Origin of the sequence: Azospirillum palustre (assembly GCF_002573965.1) — a bacterium.
Lineage (GTDB): Bacteria > Pseudomonadota > Alphaproteobacteria > Azospirillales > Azospirillaceae > Azospirillum > Azospirillum palustre.
This window is the reverse complement of record NZ_PDKW01000040.1, coordinates 186,143-205,114: the sequence shown is the minus strand read 5'-3', so window position 1 is coordinate 205,114 and position 18,972 is coordinate 186,143. Positions and strand designations below refer to the sequence as shown.

At 69.0% G+C, this 18,972-nt stretch carries 21 protein-coding genes; 14 read left to right on the top strand and 7 right to left on the bottom strand.

Features of this window, described 5'->3' with window-relative positions:
• The first annotated feature begins 13 nt into the window (after nt 1–13).
• From CRT60_RS10875 to CRT60_RS10865, 3 genes are read left to right on the top strand one after another with little or no spacing between them, the layout of a single operon-like run.
• The gene (locus CRT60_RS10875) at nt 14–340 is read left to right on the top strand and encodes an iron uptake protein (protein ID WP_098736448.1); all 327 of its coding nucleotides are present in this window, start codon (nt 14–16) and stop codon (nt 338–340) included.
• Complete coding sequence (locus CRT60_RS10870; RefSeq protein WP_098736447.1) at nt 337–1,908, top strand: PepSY-associated TM helix domain-containing protein; 1,572 nt, start codon at nt 337–339, stop codon at nt 1,906–1,908. Before CRT60_RS10875 ends, CRT60_RS10870 begins: the two co-directional genes overlap by 4 nt.
• Nucleotides 1,901–2,200, top strand: coding sequence for a DUF3325 family protein (locus CRT60_RS10865; protein ID WP_098736446.1), 300 nt, complete (start codon nt 1,901–1,903; stop codon nt 2,198–2,200). Before CRT60_RS10870 ends, CRT60_RS10865 begins: the two co-directional genes overlap by 8 nt.
• A 26-nt stretch (nt 2,201–2,226) precedes the next feature.
• On the opposite strand, the gene CRT60_RS10860 is transcribed toward CRT60_RS10865, so the two are convergent.
• Both CRT60_RS10860 and CRT60_RS10855 read right to left on the bottom strand, forming a co-directional pair.
• Nucleotides 2,227–2,448, bottom strand: a complete 222-nt coding sequence (locus CRT60_RS10860; RefSeq protein ID WP_098736445.1) for a hypothetical protein — start codon at nt 2,446–2,448, stop codon at nt 2,227–2,229.
• A gap of 153 nt (nt 2,449–2,601) precedes the next feature.
• On the bottom strand, nt 2,602–3,453 hold the full coding sequence (locus tag CRT60_RS10855; RefSeq protein WP_161958024.1) for a LysR family transcriptional regulator: 852 nt from the start codon (nt 3,451–3,453) through the stop codon (nt 2,602–2,604).
• A 311-nt stretch (nt 3,454–3,764) separates the two neighbouring features.
• Between CRT60_RS10855 and CRT60_RS10850 the strand changes: the two genes are divergently transcribed.
• Complete coding sequence (locus CRT60_RS10850) at nt 3,765–4,139, top strand: c-type cytochrome (protein ID WP_098736443.1); 375 nt, start codon at nt 3,765–3,767, stop codon at nt 4,137–4,139.
• Between the two features lie 78 nt (nt 4,140–4,217).
• Here the strand turns inward: CRT60_RS10850 and CRT60_RS10845 are convergent, their stop codons facing one another.
• Nucleotides 4,218–4,814 (bottom strand): TetR/AcrR family transcriptional regulator, encoded by a 597-nt coding sequence (locus CRT60_RS10845; RefSeq protein ID WP_098736442.1) that lies wholly within the window; start codon nt 4,812–4,814, stop codon nt 4,218–4,220.
• Nucleotides 4,815–4,968: 154 nt separating this feature from the next.
• On the opposite strand from CRT60_RS10845, the gene CRT60_RS10840 reads away from it, so the two are divergent.
• From CRT60_RS10840 to CRT60_RS10795, 10 genes are all read left to right on the top strand, one after another.
• Nucleotides 4,969–5,367: a RidA family protein gene (locus CRT60_RS10840; protein ID WP_098736441.1), complete on the top strand. Its 399-nt coding sequence runs from the start codon at nt 4,969–4,971 to the stop codon at nt 5,365–5,367.
• A gap of 113 nt (nt 5,368–5,480) precedes the next feature.
• Entirely contained in the window at nt 5,481–5,816 is a 336-nt protein-coding gene (locus tag CRT60_RS10835; protein ID WP_098736440.1) for a hypothetical protein, read from the top strand.
• 215 nt (nt 5,817–6,031) lie between these two features.
• Nucleotides 6,032–6,466, top strand: a complete 435-nt coding sequence (locus CRT60_RS10830; protein WP_098736439.1) for a DUF4399 domain-containing protein — start codon at nt 6,032–6,034, stop codon at nt 6,464–6,466.
• Between the two features lie 38 nt (nt 6,467–6,504).
• Nucleotides 6,505–7,086, top strand: a complete 582-nt coding sequence (locus CRT60_RS10825; RefSeq protein ID WP_098736438.1) for a DUF4399 domain-containing protein — start codon at nt 6,505–6,507, stop codon at nt 7,084–7,086.
• 69 nt (nt 7,087–7,155) lie between these two features.
• Nucleotides 7,156–8,715 (top strand): DUF4384 domain-containing protein, encoded by a 1,560-nt coding sequence (locus CRT60_RS10820; protein ID WP_098736437.1) that lies wholly within the window; start codon nt 7,156–7,158, stop codon nt 8,713–8,715.
• 116 nt (nt 8,716–8,831) lie between these two features.
• Nucleotides 8,832–9,644 (top strand): OmpA family protein, encoded by an 813-nt coding sequence (locus CRT60_RS10815; protein ID WP_161958023.1) that lies wholly within the window; start codon nt 8,832–8,834, stop codon nt 9,642–9,644.
• A gap of 26 nt (nt 9,645–9,670) precedes the next feature.
• A complete protein-coding gene (locus CRT60_RS10810) occupies nt 9,671–10,048 on the top strand; it encodes a hypothetical protein (RefSeq protein WP_098736435.1) in 378 nt (125 codons plus the stop codon).
• A gap of 27 nt (nt 10,049–10,075) precedes the next feature.
• Entirely contained in the window at nt 10,076–11,197 is a 1,122-nt protein-coding gene (locus tag CRT60_RS10805) for a DUF4384 domain-containing protein (RefSeq protein WP_098736434.1), read from the top strand.
• A gap of 7 nt (nt 11,198–11,204) precedes the next feature.
• Nucleotides 11,205–13,121 carry an adenylate/guanylate cyclase domain-containing protein gene (locus CRT60_RS10800; protein ID WP_098736433.1) on the top strand — a complete coding sequence of 639 codons (1,917 nt, stop codon included), beginning with the start codon at nt 11,205–11,207 and terminating at the stop codon, nt 13,119–13,121.
• 261 nt (nt 13,122–13,382) lie between these two features.
• The gene (locus CRT60_RS10795; protein ID WP_161958022.1) at nt 13,383–16,193 is read left to right on the top strand and encodes an SUMF1/EgtB/PvdO family nonheme iron enzyme; all 2,811 of its coding nucleotides are present in this window, start codon (nt 13,383–13,385) and stop codon (nt 16,191–16,193) included.
• Between the two features lie 6 nt (nt 16,194–16,199).
• On the opposite strand, the gene CRT60_RS36430 is transcribed toward CRT60_RS10795, so the two are convergent.
• From CRT60_RS36430 to CRT60_RS10775, 4 genes are all read right to left on the bottom strand, one after another.
• Nucleotides 16,200–16,925 carry a hypothetical protein gene (locus tag CRT60_RS36430; protein WP_098736431.1) on the bottom strand — a complete coding sequence of 242 codons (726 nt, stop codon included), beginning with the start codon at nt 16,923–16,925 and terminating at the stop codon, nt 16,200–16,202.
• Nucleotides 16,926–17,028: 103 nt separating this feature from the next.
• Nucleotides 17,029–17,739, bottom strand: coding sequence for a Crp/Fnr family transcriptional regulator (locus CRT60_RS10785; RefSeq protein ID WP_098736430.1), 711 nt, complete (start codon nt 17,737–17,739; stop codon nt 17,029–17,031).
• 282 nt (nt 17,740–18,021) lie between these two features.
• The gene (locus tag CRT60_RS10780; RefSeq protein WP_098736429.1) at nt 18,022–18,369 is read right to left on the bottom strand and encodes a hypothetical protein; all 348 of its coding nucleotides are present in this window, start codon (nt 18,367–18,369) and stop codon (nt 18,022–18,024) included.
• Nucleotides 18,370–18,402: 33 nt separating this feature from the next.
• Complete coding sequence (locus tag CRT60_RS10775; protein WP_098736428.1) at nt 18,403–18,870, bottom strand: hypothetical protein; 468 nt, start codon at nt 18,868–18,870, stop codon at nt 18,403–18,405.
• Nucleotides 18,871–18,972: the final 102 nt, after the last annotated feature.

Here is an 18,972-nt window from a genome sequence, read left to right as displayed (position 1 = left end):
GGGGAGCATCGCGATGAAGGCTGCCGGGCGGTCCGGACGGGTTGAGGGACGGGCTGCGCCGCCGCGCCTGCGCACCGCCGCACGGGTGACGGCGGCGGTGTTCGGCGCCTATGGCTTCGCCTGGGGCCTTGCCGCCTTCGGGGCGGAGTTGGGGGCGCTCGCGGGCATGGCGCCGGCGGAGGCGGTTACCGCCTCCAGCCTGCTGGCCCTGGTGGTGCTGCCGGTGGCGTCGCTGTGGGCCTTCGCGGTGCCGCGGGTCACGGTCGGCTGGGCGGTGCTGGGCGGCGGCGGGGTGCTGCTGATCGCGGCCTCGCAGTTTGCCGGAATGGTCGGGCCATGACGGCGAAGACGCGCAAGCTGATCAGCCCGGCGCTGCGCGCCGCCATGCTGTGGCCGCACACCTGGGCGGGGGTGACTCTCGGCGGGCTGCTGATGCTGATCTTCTTCATGGGATCGCTGGCGGTTTTCGCATCGGAGATCGACCGCTGGATGATGCCCGCCACCCGCGTCGGTGCGGTGGAGACCGGGCCGGCCTCGCTTGACCATGCGGTGCTGCCGGCGGTGGAGAAGCTCGCCGCCGGGCGGACGGTGCGCGACTGGTACGTGCAGTTGCCGGACGAACGGCGGCCGGTGATGGCGCTTCAGCTTCGGACCGAGACCGGCAATGCCGGCGGCATGGCGACCAGCGACGGCCAGCTGCTGCCGCCGGTCGGGACGCTGGGGGGCACTTATTTCTTCTATCCGCTGCACTACAGCCTGCATCTGCGGGCGGGCTTCATCGGCTATTGGATCGTCTGCTTCGCATCGGTGGCGATGCTGGCCGGACTGATTTCCGGCGTCATCATCCATGCGCGGATCTTCAAGGATTTCTTCACCTTCCGCAGCTGGGGGCAGTTCCGCCGCTCCCTGCTCGACCTGCACAATCTGACGGGCGTGCTGGTCCTGCCCTTCCATCTGATGATCACGATCACCGGGATCGTCATCGTCCTGCCCATCGTGCTGCCGGCGGGTGTCCAGGCGCTCTATGGCGGCGACGTGCGGCGCTTCTACGACGATGCGCTGGGCAACTACAGCCGTCCGCGCAGCGGCATCGCCGCCCCGCTGGCGCCGCTCGATCCGATGGTGGCGGAGGCCCGCCGGCTGTGGGGCGGGGGCGAGCCGGCCGTGGTGTTCGTCTACAATGCCGGCGATGCCGCATCGGTCGTCCGCATCAACCGCGCTCTGCGAGACCGCATCAGCCTGGATGTCCAGCCGGTCTTCTTCGACGGCGTCACCGGACAGGTGCTGAAATACCAGCGGCCGGGGCCGGTGGTGGCGACCCACCGCGTCCTGTCGGGGCTGCATTTCGCCGCCTTCGACCATTGGCCGCTGCGCTGGCTGTATCTCCTGTTCGGACTGTCCGGCTGTATGCTGATCGGCACCGGCATGCTGTACTGGATGGAGAAGCGGCGGGTTGCCCATGGCGTGAAGCCCGGCGTCGGTTGGCGCAGCGTCGCCGCCATCGCCTGCGGCAGCACCTCCGGACTGTTGATCGCCACGCTGGCGATGATGGCGGCCAACCGGCTGCTGCCGGCCGGCATCCCGTCGCGGGAGCTTGTGGAGGTCGGCCTCTTCTTCCTGATCTGGATCGGCAGCGCCGTCCATGCCGCCGTCCGCACCCGGACGGATCCGCCATGGAGCGAACAATGCACCGCGGTCGCCCTGCTGGCGGCGGCCTGCGTGGCGCTGAACTGGATCACGACGGGGGAGCATCCCATCCGTGCCGTGGCCTCCGCCGACTGGGCGGTGCTGGGCGTCGATGTGGTGCTGGCGCTGACCGCCGTCGCCGCGTGGCGGGTGTCGCGGCGGCTGGCCCAGCGGCCCGATCCCGAACTCTCAACCCTGGCGAAGGTGACCGACCATGCCTGATGCCCTGATGCTGCCCGGCCTGTTCGGGCTCTGCTACTTCGCCTTCGCCGCCCTTGCCCTGTCGGTGGAGCGGCATTGGCGCGACCTCGTCGATCCCAGGCGGGGGCCGCCGCGCCGCACGGTGTTCCGGCTGCGGCTGGCGGCGCTGCTGTGCTTGGCGGCGGCGCTGTCGGTCGCCGTCCGCCATGACGGGACGGGCTTCGGCCTCCTGCTCTGGGCGCTTGCCTTGAGCGCCGGTGCGCTGGCGGTCGCCGCGACCGTCACCTGGAGGACGCGGTCCGCCCGCGGCTGAACGTCTTGGCGGCGGGGGCGCCGGCCTTACATGCGCATCATGCGGAAAATGGCGATGAACATCACGACCACGCCCACCTCGGCGGCAGTCGCGAGCCAGGCCGGGTGAAAGAGGATGCCGAACGGCATGATCAGCAGCAGGATCAGCGCCGGAAAGACGATGTAGGGGGACTCGAACCGGCGGAACTTCGTATCCGCCGCGGTGCCTTCTTCTTCGAGCAGGGACGGCTGCGCCAATTGCGTGGACATCGGATCGGGACCTTCGGTTCTCGGTTTGGACGAGCGGGCATTCGGGACCCCCGGCACCGATGCCGGATGGGATCCGAATGCCCGCGAAGCCGATCCTAGGCAGCGTCATCCATCGCAAAAAGCGAAATAAACCGATAGGTTATATCGGTTATATCAAAGTGAATCGCGGGCGCCGGCAGGTTCGCCCAGGATGGCCTTCAACCCGGTGAGGGCCGGGTCGATGATGGCGTCGTCGGCGTCGGTCGGGTAGGCGGCGTAGATGGGAAGGCTGAGCGGCCGGGCTTCCGGCAGGATTTCCCCCTTGCCGGCATCGATCAGCGGCTGGACGAGCTGGCGGGGGAAATGGCCGGTGCCGCCGCACTGCTTGACATAGTCGAGCCCGAGCGTGCCGACGCCGATCGACACCGGGGCGGCCTGCACGTCCGGGCGATGCAGCTGCACATTGCGGCGGAAATCGTCGCCCCAGTCGATGTGGACATAGGGTTCCTCCAGGTAATCCTCGACCGCCGGCATGCGGAAGAGGACCAGCTCCTCCTCAAGCAGCAGGCGGATCGACAGGCCCGGCAGGGCGCGCGGCGAATAGAGGACGGCGACGTCCAGCGTCCCGTCCTGAAGGCCTTGCAGCAGTCCGTTCGGCAGGCCGACGTCGCAGCGCAGGGCGATGTCGTTGGCGTTGCGCCGCATCCAGGGAATCCAGCGGTACAGCAGGCGGTTCCACAGGCCGGCCTCGCTGCCGATGCGCAGCAGCGCCTTGTGGCCGGCGGGCAGGGTGGCCTCCTGCCGGGCCTGCTCCCACAGGCGGAGGATGGCCGCGGCATGACGCTGGAAACGCAGGCCGGCGCTGGTCAGCGTGGCGCCGGTCTTGTTGCGCACGAACAGCCGGCAGCCAAGCTGCTGCTCCAGCTGCTGAATGCGCGTGCTGACCGTCGACTGGGTCACATGGAGCCGGTCGGCCGCCGCCATGAAGCTGCCTGCCGCCGTGACCTCCAGAAATGTCCGGGCCATTTCCGTATCCATGATACCTCGCTCGAAACCACGCCTCCACGGACGGGGAGCAAGACCTACGCCATCGGCAGCTTGATCGCGACCGGCCGGTGTGAGACGATTCGTCGCATCCACTGGATGCAGCCGCGACCGGCGGTTCCCCTAATGCGGCAGGATGGTATCGGAAAAACCGATGACAACCATCGGGTAAATTCGCTTCCTGGCCTCATTGGCCGCCATTAGCTTCCGCCTGCTCGCCGGAAGGAAGCCCGACCAATTTTCTCGGTTGGCCGGAGACAACGTTGAGAAATGGGAGTTACGCTGTGTCCGTCATGCGCAAAATTCTGTTCGCCTCCGTCATTCTGATTTCCGGTGGAACCGCCGCGCAGGCCGCGGACGGCGATGCCGCGGCGGGCAAGTCGGTGTTCAACACCTGCAAGGCCTGCCACACCATCGAGGCCGGCGGCCCCAACCGCGTCGGCCCGAACCTGCATGGCATCGTCGGCCGCAAGGCGGGCAGCGTCGACGGATTCAGCTATTCCGCGGCGGTGAAGGATGCCGGCTATAGCTGGGACGAGCAGAAGCTCGACACCTATCTGAAGGATCCGAAGGCGGCGCTTCCCGGCAACAAGATGGCCTTCGCCGGCGTCAAGGACGACACCAAGCGTGCGGACCTGATCGCCTATCTGAAGAGCGAGTCCAAGTAACCGCCGATCCGGCCGCAACATCGTCCTGTCTGTCGCCGCAGCCCCGCCGATGCGGGGCTGCGGCCTTTTGCACGATTGTCAGGGCCGGCGTGCCAGCAGCCCTTCCGCCAGGGCACGGAACGCCTCGACCGCCTTGGCGAGGACGTCCTGCGGATCGGGGCTGGCTGCCACCCAGAGCGCGGCATTCAATGCCGCCCCATTCAGGAGCCGGGCGACCGCTTCGGGGTCGATGGGCCTGACGACCCCCTGCGCGATCAGCCGTTCCACCGTTTGCCGCGTCATTTGAAGGCAGCCGTTCTGGCTTGGCCATTGCGAGGGATCGCCCAGGACGGCCGGTCCGTCGAGCAGGACGATGCGCTGGACCTCGGGCTCCAGCGCCATCTCGATATAGGCCACACCCTCCGCCAGCAATCCGTCCCAGTCGCTCCCGGCCCGGACGCCGATGGCGTGCGCACGCTGTGCCATCTCCGTGTCGAGCTGGTCGACCACCGCCTGGAGAAGCCCGCGCTTGTCGCCGAAATTGTGATAGAGGGCGCCCCGCGTCAGCCCAGCCTCCGCCGTCAGATCGTCCATCGATGCGGCGGCGAATCCCTGTTCGGCGAAGGCCTTGCGCGCGGATGCGATCAGCTTGGCACGGGTTTCCTCCATCATCTCGGATCGCTTTTTGGCGGCCATGGGCCTTCTCCGGAAATTTCTACATACGTCGCGTATGTGAATTGACATACGAAGCGTATGTGTGTTGTGGTTCGCATACGCGGCGTATACCAACTTGCAGCCGCGCTGTGAAGCCCGATGCCGGCCATTCCGGCAATCAAGGAGGACCACGACCATGGCCAAACGCGACGCGATCACTCCGGCCAACCGGCACGCGCTCTACGAAAAGCACCGCTATTCGGCGGCGATACGCTCGGGCGATCTCCTGTTCGTATCGGGGCAGGTCGGCAGCCGCGCGGACGGGTCGCCGGAACCCGACTTCGAGCAGCAGGTGCGGCTGGCCTTCGACAATCTCGCCAATGTGCTGAAGACCGCCGGCTGCACCTTCGACGATGTCATCGACGTCACCACCTTCCACACCGATCCGGCCAACCAGTTCGATGCAATCATGACGGTGCGGGAGACGGTGATCGGCGATGCGCCCTATCCCAACTGGACGGCGGTCGGGGTGACCTGGCTGGCGGGATTCGATTTCGAGATCAAGGTCGTCGCCCGCATTCCCGAGCAGGCCTGAGCCTTCACGGCTTTTCGCCCGCCGCTGTGGCCCCGCTCACAGCGGCGGGCGGACGGCCTGCGGCAGGATGGGGCCATGCCGCCCCTGGCCCTGTTCCGCGGAGGAAAGCCCCGATGCGCAGCCTTGCCGCCATTACCCTTTGCCTTTCCGCTGTCGTCGCGATCACCGCGATTGTCCGGCCGGCCGCCGCGTTCGAGGTGCAGTCCGGCGGCGTGCCGCTTTCCGCCGCAGCGGTTTCCCAATTGGGGAACCGGGTCGGCAACGCGCCGCCCAATGCGGCGGGCCCCGTTGGCGCTTTTCCGCCCTGGATGGGAAACAGCCGGACGAACGGCCTGGCCCTGGCGAGTGGGGCGATGGGCGGCGGATTGCAGTTGCCGGGGCGGGCCGGCGGTGTGGCAACTGCGGACCGGGCGGCGATGAACGAGCAACTGTTCGGGATCAAGCGCTGAAAAGGTCGCCTGCCTGTCTTCCCTGAGCCCTCCTCCCCCGCAATGGTGGGGATAGAGAGGGCGATTGTCCGCCAATTCGGAAGGGGGCGGCGCAGGCGTGGGTTGTTTTTCAACGGGATGGGATTACCCAAGAATTCGGGGGAACCCTGCTTCGCGGTCGAAGACTAAGATCGATGACATCGGACAAAGGGCAATGAAGAAAACAGGGGGAAATCATGCTGCGGACTGCCGTGATCGCAGTCGGCGCCCTGCTGCTTCTGCCGCTGTTTCTGGCTGGGCAGGGAATGGCCGACCGGGCGAAAGCGCCCGATGACGCGCGTGCCTACATCCTGTGGCCTCCCAACGGGACGGTCATCACGGGCGGAAAATTCTGGGTGCGCATGGGGCTCCAGAACATGGGGATCGCACCGGCGGGCATAAGCCACGCTGATACCGGGCACCATCACCTGCTGATCGACACCGAGCTGACGAACCCGGACGAGCCGATCCCCAACGACAAGCAGCACCTGCATTTCGGTGCCGGCCAGACCGAAGCGCGGCTGGAGCTTCCGCCCGGAACCCACACGCTGCAGATGGTCCTGGGCGATGCCGACCATATTCCGCACAACCCGCCGGTGATGTCCGAGAAGGTGACCATCACCGTCCGCTGACCGGAGCCGTGCGCTTCGTCCCTGCCAGGGAGGGCACCATGACATCGAATTCGTGCGCGCTTACGACCGCTCGCCGCCTGCAACCGGTTCTGGGTGCGGTGTCCTGCGCGGTGCTGTGGGGAGTGCTGTCGCTCGCGCCGGTGACGGTCACGGCGACGCCCGCGGCTGCGGAGGACGCATCCGCCCAGCAGAAAGCCGGCCAGAAGGACAGCCAGAACGACTCTGGCGCCACACAGCGGACGCCCGGCCGAAAGGATGCATGGCTCTACATCGGCTGGCCCAACAACGGCCAGGTGGTGGGGACGCGCTTCAAGGTGTGGTTCGGGCTGCGCAATTTCGGCGTCGCGCCGGCCGGTGTGCGCAAGGACGGCACCGGGCACCATCATCTGCTGATCGACACCGACCTCAAGACCTTCAACGAGCCGATCCCCAGCGACAAGCAGCACCTTCATTTCGGCAAGGGCCAGACCGAGACGATCCTGGAACTGCCGCCCGGCCGCCACACGCTGCAACTGGTCCTGGCCGATGCCGACCATGTGCCGCACGACCCGCCGATCATGTCGAAGAAGATCACCATCACGGTCCGCGCCGACCGCAGCCCGCAATTGTCGGCGCGGTGACCGGGTCCTGAGCCGGCCTGACGGCGCAGGCAGCGAGCTGGACCATCAACCCCACAGGAGACAGCGCCGATGAGCATGGTCCGGTTCCTTGGTTCCGCCGTGGTTTCCGTCGGCCTGACGCTGGCGCTCGGCGGCTGCTTCACCTCCGGCGAAATGGCCCGCGTGGTACAACAGCCGAAGACCCCGGCCGTCCGCACCATCAGCAGCTTCAGCGAGGCGCTGCGCTGCATGGACACGCTGCTGTGGACCCATGGCAAGCACGACATCTACATCACCGCCAATGGTCTGCCCGACGCCACCGGCCGGGTCGCCGGCGGTACGAAGGAGATGCTGATCACCGCCGTCTCGCGGATGTCGGAAACCTCCAACGCCTTCCGTTTCGTGGATTTCGAGCCGGCGCTGGACGACGTCAACGCGCTGTACTGGATGATCGGCGTGCAGCCGAACTTCCGCGCGCCGTCCTACTACATCCGCGGCGCCATCACCCAGCTGGACGACAATGTGGTCAGCGAGGCGGCGGGGGCCGGTCTGTCGCTGCCCAAGCTGGACATCGGCGTGTCGGCCGACCAGGTGGTGTCGATGGTCTCGGTCGACCTCAATGTCGGTGAACTGGTGACGCGCCAGATCATCCCCGGCATGTCGGCGTCCAACACGCTGGCGGTGGTGTCGTCGGGGCGCGGGGCCGACACCGGCGGGGTGATCGGCAAGGCCGGCCTGTCCTTCAACATCTCGCTGAACCGGTCGGAGGGGCTGCACCAGGGGGTGCGCACTCTGGTCGAACTCAGCACCATCGAGGTGCTGGGCAAGCTGACCCGCGTGCCCTACTGGCAATGCCTGGGCATCGACCAGACCAACCCCGCCTTCATGGCGGAGGCGCGCGGCTGGTTCGACGGCATGGCTCCGTCGGAGCGCGTGACCTTCACCCAGCGCGCGCTGTCGGCGCAGGGCTATTACGACGGGCCGGTCAACGGGCAGCTCGACCAGCGGACCGCCGAAGCGGTCGGCCGTTTCCAGGCGGACAGCGACCTGATCGCCACGGGCCGCATCGATTTCGACCTCTATCAGCGCATGCTCGCCAAGCCGCCCGGCCAGGGTGGGGCGCCGCCGGCTAGGCTGCAGAGCGTCAGCAATGCCGGGGGCGAAGGGTTGCCGCGTGCCCAGCCGTCGCCGTCCCGGCTCGACCTGCTGCTGTCGTCGGACCGCGGGCCGGCACCGCGCTACCGCGCCGGCGAGGCGCTGGTGGTGCGGATGCAGCCGACCGCGGACGGCTTCGTCTATTGCTACTACCGCGACGCCGCCGGCACGGTGTCCCGCATCTTCCCCAACCGCTTCCAGCCCGACGCCTTCGTCGAGGCCGGCCGGCAGGTGGAAATCCCGCCCGGTGTGCAGAAACCCTTCAACCTGCGCATGGACCGGCCCAATGCCGAGGAGACGGTCGCCTGCGTCCTGTCGCACGACGAGATCGGCGTGCGGATCCCCGAGGCGTTCAAGAGCGAGGATTTGCAGCCCATTCCCGGTGCCGCCCTGGATGACGTGATCAATGCCTTCGCGACCGCCAAGGGCAGCGATGCCCGCGCCAAGCGGCTGACGGTCAAGGTGCTGCCCGGCACGCTGGCACAGGGGGAGTAACCTCGGGCGAAACGCCGGAATCGGGGGCCGACTGTTGGCCGGCTCACAGCGCGGGGCAGGGTGGTGGCGATAGAACCAGGGCAACGCCGTTCCTTCTCCTGCCCATGGAGCCTGACATGACCAAGTCCATCCTGTCTCATACGCTGGCCCAAACGCTGGTCGCCACCCTGCCGATGCTGGCCGCCGCCTGGGCCGGTTCCGTATCCGCCCAAACGGTGGAAGGGTCGGGTTCGTCGAAGGTGATGATGTTCGACCGGCCGCCCAGCGTGGAGGAACTGCGCGAGGTGGTGGCGCCGGACCCCAAAATCCGCACCCGCAGCATCGAGATCATCGGCGGTGCGGCCGGTGCCGCCGCCAAGCGGCCCCGGCCCATCGACGAGATCAACTACGGCACGGCGCCGATCCCGTCCGCAGCGCAGCCGGCTCCCCAGCCCGAAATGCAGCCCGTTGCCCAACCGGCGCCCCAACCCGCTCCGCAGGCCAGTCGCCCCGCCCACAAGCAGCGCCGGCAGGAGGTGCGCACGGAGGCCCCGGCTGCCCAGATGGCCACCGCCGAGCCGCCCGCCGCTCCCGTTGCCCAGGAGCAGGCCGCCGCCCCGCAGGCCTTCGGCTTCCGCATCAACTTCGCGCTCAATTCCGCCGAAATCCCTGCCGAGTCCGCCTCCTACATCGACGCCGTCGGGGCGCTGATGAAGGAGGACACGACCCTGGGCCTGACGGTGGAGGGCCACACCGACGCCAGCGGCAGCCTTTCCCACAACATGCTGCTGTCGCAGCGCCGCGCGGTGTCGGTCGGCGAGTATCTGGTCCGCGTCCATCGGATCGACCCCAAGCGCATCACCGTGGACGGCAAGGGCCCGACCGCGCCGATCGCCGCCAACCCCTATGACGGCCGCAACCGGCGTGTCGAATTCAAGCCGGCCCATTGAGTGCGGCCCGAACGGAGGAGGATGCCATGAAGCACGCTCTGCTCCTCGCGGCCTGCCTCGGCCTTGCCGCCCTATGGCTCGCCGGTGCGGCCGATGCCACGGTTGTCCGCAAGAAGGGGGCCGACACGTCGGGCGCCACCAGCGGCGGTGTTGCGGGCGGTGTTGATATCGCCCCGTCCGGCAAGCGGGTCCGTGTCCAATGCTGGCAGGACGGCCACAAGATCATCGACGAAGAGGACCTTGCCGTCGTCTCGCTCAGCATCGCCAGCCAGATGAACGGGCTGCGCTTCCGCCGCAACGGCGGGACGGACGGAGCGGTGTCGGTGGTGACGCAGTCCCGCACCGCCTGCCTGCTGGCACCCGATGACGGAGCCGCCACCGGCAAGGGCCGGAACCGCGACTGATCCCTTCAAATCCAGGAGGTGACGATCATGCCGAAGAGACGCTTTTCTTCTTTGCTGGGTGCCGCCGCTATCCTCGCCCTGGGCTTCGGCCAGGAGGCCGCGGCGGAGGCCGTGGTCGTGGCGTCCAGCGCGCCCGGCTATGTCCAGGGCCAGCTCGTCGCCGACGGGCAGGCGGTCAGGCTTCCCGACGGGGCGAATGCGACGCTGTTGTTCGCCAACGGCCGCCTGCTGCGGCTGCGCGGCCCCTATGACGGCGTTCCCGGCCAGACGGCGGACGGCGCCGTCTCGGCCCGTGCCGGTCCCGGCGACGACCGCTTCATGCAGAGCGACCTCGGCGCCGCGCGGGCGCTGGGAAACCCGCTGGATGCGGCGCTGGAGAAGGCGCTGGCCATCGACCCGTCGACATCCGGCACGCAATGCGTCAAGGCCGGCAGCCCGCCCCTGCTGCGGCGTCCGGCGGAACCGGGACTGGACCGGCTGACGGTGCAGGCCGGCGGGGAACGCGCGGCGGTCGAATGGATGAACGGCAGCCCGGCCCCCTGGCCGCGGAGCCTGCCGCTTACGGATGGGACGGACATCGGCATGCTGCGGCCGGATGGCACCCTCATCGGTACCCTGCATGTCCGCATGGTGGAGGCCACGGGCGGGGCGGCGCTGGCGGTCGGGCTGGCATCGGCCGGCTGCGCCGGCCAGATCGGGGCGGCGATGGCGTCCCTGCGCGACGCGATGGTGCCGCTCGACCTCTTTCTCTCCGCCGATCCGGCCGGCAATGCCGCCTACCGGCCGGGCGAGGACATCCGCCTGCTGGTGCAGACCGACCGTGACGCCCATCTTTATTGCTATCTGCGCAACGCGCGCGGCCAGCTGATCCCGATCTTCCCGTCCGGCGCCACGATGAGCGCCCGTGTGATGGGCAATGTGCCGATCAGCCTGTCCGGCGACCGCATGCCGTTGCGCGCCGGGGACGCTCCCGCCGATCTGGAGGTGCGCTGCATCGCCACCAGCCGCAATCTGGACGGCGAGATTCCCGGCCGCGATGCCGCCTTCCGCCCCTTGGCCGAGGATGCCGCCGGCCAGCTCGACCGCGCGGTGTCCCGCCTGCGCGAGACGGAGGTGGCCTCCGCCCAGCTGATCCTGAAGGTTCGGTGAGGAGCGGATGGACGGCCCGCCGGCGAACCCCAGGGAAGGGCCGGAGGCTTCCGCCGTCGCGAAATCGGCGGTGCGCGACCCGCTGCCGGACCGTCGCGGCTGGTCGCGCCGGTGGCTGCCGGTGGCCGTCATGCTGGCGGGGGCGGTGCTGGCGCTTGCCGCCACGCGGCTGGTGCCGCCGCTGCGCACCGCCGACGAGAGCCTGGGCGACCGGCTGATCGCCGCCGCCCCGGCGCAGCCACAGCATCCCGCCATTGCGCTGGTGCTGTTCGGCGAGGACAGCTTCGCCGGTCTTGCCTGCCGGTCGCCCGTGGATCGCGGCATGCTGGCCGACATCGTCGGCGTGCTGGCGGCGGCCGGGGTCCGCGCCATCGGCATCGATGTGCTGTTCGACCAGCCGAGCCTTCCGGCCCTGGACGAACGGCTGCGCCGCGCCATGCTGGGGGCACCGGTTCCGGTGGTGGCGATCACCGCCCTGGAGCAGACGCCACTGACCGAGCGCCAGCGCCGTTTCCTCGACGGCTTCACCGACGGGATGCCGCGCGGCCATGCCAATCTGGCGAAGGACCGGCTGGATGCCGCCGTGCGCTGGCATGTCCCCTTCGGCGGCGACGGCACGCCGAGCCTGCCGGTTCAGCTTGCCCGCCTGGGCGGTGTGTCGGTTGTGCCGGGCGAACCCTTCCGCATCGACTGGCATGGCCGGCCGGACGGCTCGACCGCCCCGTTTCCGATCTATCCCGCGGAGACTGTCGCCGTTCTGCCGAAAAGCTGGCTGGCCGGGCGGATGGTGCTGGTGGGCACGGCGCTGGCCGGCATCGATCAGCACCGGACACCGCTGTCGTCGGCCGGTGCGTCGACGCCCGGGGTGGAGATCGAGGCGCATGTGCTGGCCCAGCTTCTCGACGGGCGGAGCAGCCCGCGCCTGCCATTCGCGGGAGAAGCGGCGCTGGCGCTGCTGATGGCGGCGGCCGGGGTGGCGGTGGCGCTGGCCGGATTGCCCTTGTGGCTGATGGCGGCGGCCGGGTTGCTTGTGCCGGCAGCCGCCTGGACCGGCGCCACTGCGCTGTTCGCGGCGGGCGGTCCGCTGGTGCCGCTGGTGGCGCCGTCACTGGCCTGGGGAGCGGGTCTCGCCGCCATGACCGTGCAGATGTCGCTGCGCGAACGGGCGGACCGGCGCGTCATGATGCAGCTGTTCGCCAACCATGTCTCCCAGCCGGTGGCGGAGGAGATCTGGCGCGAACGTGCGACCTTCATGGCCGGCAACCGCCCGCGCCCGCAGCAACTGACCGCCACCGTGCTGTTTTCCGATATCGAGGGCTTCACCACCATCTGCGAGGCGCTGGAACCGGAACCGCTGATCCGCTGGCTGGAGGGCTATCTGGATGCCATGGTCCACATCGTCACCGCCAATGACGGGGTGGTTCTGCGCTTCGTCGGCGATGCGATTCTGGCGGTGTTCGGGGCGCCGGTCGCCCGCAGCGCGCAGGACGAGATCGACGCCGACGCCCGGCGTGCCGTCCAATGCGCCTTGCAGATGGGCCGGGAACTGGTGGCGCTGAACCGGCGATGGCAGGCGGAAGGGCTGCCGCCGGTCGGCATCCGGGTCGGCGTGCACACCGGCCCGCTCGTCGCCGGCAGCCTCGGCGGGTTGCGGCACAGCGAATACTCGCTTCTCGGCGACACAGCGAACACCGCCGCCCGGCTGGAGGCCTATGGCAAAATGGTCGATGCCCGCACGTCGCGCCATTGCCGGGTCATCGTCGGCGATCCGACCTGGCAGGCGGTGCGGCAGGGGGAGCAGCAGGCGGCGGGCGTCCGCTGCACGGCGCTGCCGGTGGGGGAGGTGGCGCTGAAGGGCAAGGTGAAGGCGGTGCGGATCTGGCTGCTGATCGACGATGAAGATGCCGATAGCTGTCGGCGATAATCATCAGCATTAATCCTCGATATAGGAAGTAATCACTTCGGCCTGCCACCCCCTCTTTTGCCGGGCTCAGGCCCAAGGGGCGGCTTGGAATGGGTTTGAGCCATGGTATGCTTCCTTCCATCCATGGCGGGCTGCCGGCAATTTCCGAAATCGATTCGAACAGCCATCCGCTATGCGCCGCAAGCTTCGCCGGTGAGCCGACTGGTCGCATGCGACCGACCACGGAGTGCGGCGCCTCTTTGCACGGGTACGGAGGCGGGGATGGTGAAACCGGTCGGACCCTGCCGGACGATGGTCGCGGTGCTGCTCCTGTTGCTGGCGGCTGGGCTGTTGGCGCTCATGGGCCTCGGCGGGGGAGCGCTTGCGGCCGGTCCGGCCGCCACCGGCCCCGCCACCACCGGGCAGACGCCTGCCGGGGCCGCGGCGGAAAGCCGGCTGGCGCTGGTGATCGGGGTCAGCAATTACCGCAATGCGCCGGAACTGGTGAACCCGCGCAACGATGCGAAAGCCATCGGCGAGGCGTTGCGGGCACTGAACTTCACCGTGGACGAGCAGTACGATCTGGACGCCCGCGGCTTCGCCACCGCCTTGCGCCAGTTCGGCCTGAAGGCCTCGCAGGCCGACGTTGCGGTGATCTTCTATGCCGGGCACGGCATCCAGGTGAACGGCGTCAACTATCTGCTGCCGGCCGACGCCCAACTGGAACGCGAACGCGATCTGGTCTATGAAGCGATCCCGCTGAATTTGCCGATGGGCGAACTGGCGGGCGCGCGCAAGCTCGGCATCCTGATCCTCGACGCCTGCCGCAACAATCCCTTCGTCGACCGCCTGACCCGCAGCGGCTCGAACCGCAACCAGGCCCATCCCGGCTTCGGCAGCGTCGACGACACGCCGAGCGACACGCTGGTGGCGATGGCTACCCGCGCCGACCAGCTGGCGGAGGACGGCACCGGCGACCACAGCCCCTTCAGCGCGGCGCTGCTCCAGCACCTCCAGACGCCGGGGCTGGAGCTGAGCCTGTTCTTCCGCAATGTGCGCGATACGGTGAAGCAGGCCACCAACGGGCGGCAGGAGCCGTTCGTCTACGGGTCGCTCGGCGCAACCCCCTTCTACTTCAACCCGCGCCCGCCCAACCGGCCGCCGGTTCTGGGCGAGTTGCGGGCGCTGACCGTGCTCGACCGTGCCGGCGCGGAGCCGCTGGGGGCCGGCAAGCCGACCGATCCCGACGACGACCAGATGTATGCCCGCGTCACCGGGCTGCCGCGCGGCGGCACCGTCCGCGTCGGGGAGCGCAGTGTGCTGATCGGCGACTATCTGACGGTGGAGCAGCTGGCGGCCACCAGCTTCAAGCCCGACGGCAGCTTCCGCGGCGATGCCGGCGCCTTCGAGTTCCTGGTGGCCGACGGGCGCGGCGGCATGACCACCGGCGCCGTCCCCGTGACGATCAAGCCGAGCAACCAGCCCCCGGCAGTGGTAGCGGAGCGCAAGCTGCGCGTCGCCGGCAACCCGATGGGGATCGACGCGCCGTCCGACCCGGACGGCGACCCGCTGACCGTCACCGTCACCGCCGTGCCCGAGCGCGGCAGCGTCCACAATGGGGCGGCCGTGGTGAAGTCGGGCGACCGGCTGACCGTCCAGGCGCTGACCGGCCTGACCTTCGACCCGGAGGCCGCCGCCCCCGGTCCGGCCGGCACCCTGCGCTACAGCGTCGATGACGGGCGCGGCGGCACCGCAACGGCAAGCGTCGGCGTGGAGATCGCGGCACCCGGCTCCGCGCCGGTGGCCGAGCTGGAGGACAGCCTGTGGAAGCGCATCCAGTCCAGCAAGGAGCCCGGCGACTTTCAGGCCTTCCTGCAACTGTTCGGCAGCGGCAATTACGCTCCGTTGGCCCGCCGCCAGCTTGAGGCTCTGAAACTCGCCGGCAAACCGGCGGAGCCGCCGCCGAAAGCGGAAGCCAAGCCGGAAGCGGCGATGGGGCCGGGGCTGGAGCCGGCCGAACCCGGACGCTACACCGTCATGGCGGACGGCATCCTGCGGGCGACGCCGGCCAATGGCGGGGCGCGGGTCGGCCGGGTGGCGCGCGGGGCGGCGGTGCAGGTTCTCGGCCGCGTTCCGGAGGGCGGGTGGTACCGCATCGCGCTGGAGGACGGCACCCAGGGTTTCGTCGCCGCCGCGCTGTTGAAGCGTGAAGCGCTCCCGGCGCCGGTCCAGGCCGCGGCTCCTCCGCCGGCCGAGCCGCAGGTGGCGGCGACCGTGCCGCCGGCAGCACCGCAGTCCGCGGCGCCGGCTGCGCCCTCGACTGCGCCCTCAACCACGCCGTCCGGGCCGACGAACGGCACGGCGCGCAATCATGGCTCGGGCAACAGCTTCCAGGATTGTCCGACCTGCCCGGTGCTGGTGCGGGTACCGGCCGGCACTTTCATGATGGGGAACGACAAGGGCGATCCGTCGGAACGGCCGGTCCACCGCGTCACCATCGCCAAGCCCTTCGCGCTCGGCATGTATGAGGTGACGGTCGGCGAATGGCGCGCCTGCATCCAGGAGGGCGGCTGCACCGACATGCCGCGCATGACCAACCCGACCGATGGAACCCCCGTCCACAATCTGCATTGGCAGGATGCGCAGGCCTATGTGGCCTGGCTCAGCCGCAAGACCGGCCAGCGCTATCGTCTGCCGAGCGAGGCGGAATGGGAATTCGCCGCGCGGGCCGGCACCACCACGCCCTATTGGTGGGGGGCGGAGGAGGGGAACCATGCCGACTGCGACGATTGCGGCGGTCCGCACGAACATCTGACCCCGGCCGCCGCCGGCAGCTACAAGGCCAACCCGCTCGGTCTGCACGACATGAACGGCGGCGTGGCGGAATGGGTGGCCGACTGCTGGAACAAGAACTACCAGGGCGCCCCGGCCGATGGCAGCGCCTGGACACAGGGGAACTGCCGCAAGCGGGTTCTGCGCGGCGGGTCCTGGCGCGACAAGCTGGAGGCCATCAATGGAACGATGCGCAACAGCTATGACATCGACGTGCGCTATCTCACCAACGGCTTCCGGGTGGCGCGGGAGGTGAATTGACGGGGATCAGCGCTGGACCGTGACCGTTTTCTGGGTGGCCCGGTTGCCCGTGCCGACGGCGGTGTTGGTGGTGGTGTTCACGTTGTTGAACTGGACGCCGCCATGGGCCAGCGCTGCCGGCAGATGCGGCAGCGGCCCGGCTGTGCTCATCAGCATATCGAGCGTCGAAGGCCCGGCCGGCTTGGCGGTCGAAGCGGGGGCCGGAGCGGGAAGCGGGGCCGGTTCGGGCGCCGGCGCCGGGGCGGCGGTCTCCACCGGGCCGGCGCTGCCCGCCGCGGTGCCGTCGCCAAGCTGCTGCTGGCTGATGTTGCCGTCGCCGAAGGCGAAGTTCAACGCGCTGTTGAAATTGTTCACGATGAAAGGGGCATCGATGATGGTGAAGCTGGGGTCGACCGGCTGCACCGGCGGCTGACGGCTGGCGGCCAGCGGCTGCCCCTTGTTGAAGCCGGCGAGATAGCCGGCATCGCCGCGGATGCGGGTGATCGCCTGCTGGTTCACGGAGGACCGACGCACGGACGGGTTGGTGACCATCGCGCCGGGAGGGGCGCCGCGGGGCGTCGGAGTCACCGACACCGGCAGGCGCGGTGTCTGGGCGAAGGCCTGCGCCATCGCCGCACCGGGGATCGGGCCGGGCGGAAAGGCGATGCCGCCGGTGACCTGGGCCGCGGCCGTCCCGGCGGTCAGCAGCAGGGCGGCGAATGCAGGCAAAAAGACGGTGCGGGACGACATCATCGCTGGCTCCCTCAGTGGCTGACGGCCGGGTGTGGGGAGCATCTTGAGGCTTATCGGAAAAGCGCGCTGTGGCGCGGCTCACAAACGGCGCCAGATTGGCGTCTCAGCCGCAGGAGTCGGCGATATCGTCCAGGGCGCCGGTGTCGCGGATGACGATGTAGCCGGCGTCCATCTCGATCACGCCGGCACGCTGCCACTCGTTCAACAGCTTGTTGACGCTCTCGCGCGACACGCCGACGAGACAGCCCAGCTGCTGCTGCGACAGCTTGATGTCCAGCCGCAGCCCCTCCGGCCCCGGCTTGCCGAAGGCATCGCCCAGCCGCTTCAGGGCGCGGGCGAAGCGGGAGGGTGCTTCGAGGAAGAGGGTGTCCTCCAGATGCTCGCTGGTCTGGCGCAGCCGCTGGCACAGCACGCTGATGATGCGGAAGGCCAGATCCGGCCTTGCCGTCAGCACCGGCATCAACTGCGACCGGTCCAGAACCAGAAGATCGGTTTCCTCCAGGGCCACCGCATCGGCGGTGCGCGGCTCGCCATCCAGCAGGGCGATCTCGCCGAATAGGCCGCCCTTGTTGATGATGCTCAGCACCAGTTCCTTGCCGTCCATGGAATGGCAGCAGATCTTCACCCGGCCGCGGATGACCGCCATCATGCTGTCGCCGGGATCGCCCTTCTGGAAGATCATGGCGCCGCGCGCGTGGTGGGACAGCCGCGCGGCGGTCGCCAGACGATGCCTTTCCTCTCGCTCCAGATGCTTGAGCAGGAAATGTCCGGCAAGGACGAGATCCTTGTCGAAATTGATCCGTATCGCGGTCATGGCGGCCTCTTGGCTGAGCTTCGGCTGACGACGCGGGACTGATGGCGCAGGTGTGAAGGCTTCGGTGTGACGATGCGGGGAATGGTACGCCGGCAACCGACCCGACCCCTGCCGTCAAAGGCGGTACGCCGTCGTCGGCACTTCTGCCCCGTTCGTGCACGGGCCGGACACAAAAAGAGCGACCGGCGTCTGCCGGCCGCCCTTCGATTGCGGGATGGTGCGGTGGATCGTCCTTGGCGGAAAATCTCCTTCGGTATCTCCGATTCTGCGGCTCTGCGGGGATCAGTCGATGTCCGGATCGTCATCGTCCTCCAGGGTCAGGGAGTGGGCCCGATGGTCGAAGGGGAACCCCCGGCGCTCGAGCAGGCTGTGCAGATCGGGGGTGACCGGGCGGGGAAGCCGCTGGATCTCCGTCTCGGGAACGGCCTCCGACTGCGGATCGGACGGGGTGGCCGAACAGCGGGTCCGGCCGTTGTGCGTCACGCAGCTCAGCGTTCCCGACCCGCGCATGCAGACGGTCTTGCCGTTGACCGTCTGGCAGGAGAGGGAGTCGGCCTGCACCGGGGCCGAAACGGCAAGAACCAGCAGGGCGGGTGCGGCGAGGGCGAGGAGTGTCGGGAGCTTCGGCATCGGTGGCCTCCGGGATTGGAGGGAAAAGAGCGCTCAGCGGCGAAGGCCGGTCAGCGATTGGGCGGCGGTGTTGCCGATCCCGGCGGTGACGTTGGTGCCGACCCCGACATTGGTGCTGACCAGGGGGCCGCGGCCGCTGAAGTTCAGCCCGACCTGCACACCGCTGCCCTGGATGCCCAGCAGCCTTTGACCGGCGCTGTTGCCGATGCCGGCGGCGACGTTGGTGGCGGTGCCGACATTGGTGCTGACCAGCGGGCCGACGCCGCCGCGGATGGGAGCGCCGCCCCCGCCCTGAAGGAAAACGCCCTGCTGCTGTGCCGAGTTGCCGATGCCGGCGCCGACATTGGTGGCGTTGCCGACGTTGGTGCTGACCAGTCCGGGCACCGCCATCATCGATGGCATGCCGGGGCCGGTCATTGGGCCGACGGGCTTGTTTTGCGCCAGTGCGGGCGTGGCGAGCAGCATGGCGGCGAGGGTGCCCAGAACACAGGTGCGGATCATGGCGGGATGTCCTTCGGTTGGGGATGGGGTTGGGTGGCGTCCTTGTGGAAAGCTTAAGTGAAGTGCCGGACCGGCTTCTGTGAGTTGCCCCACAACGGCCGG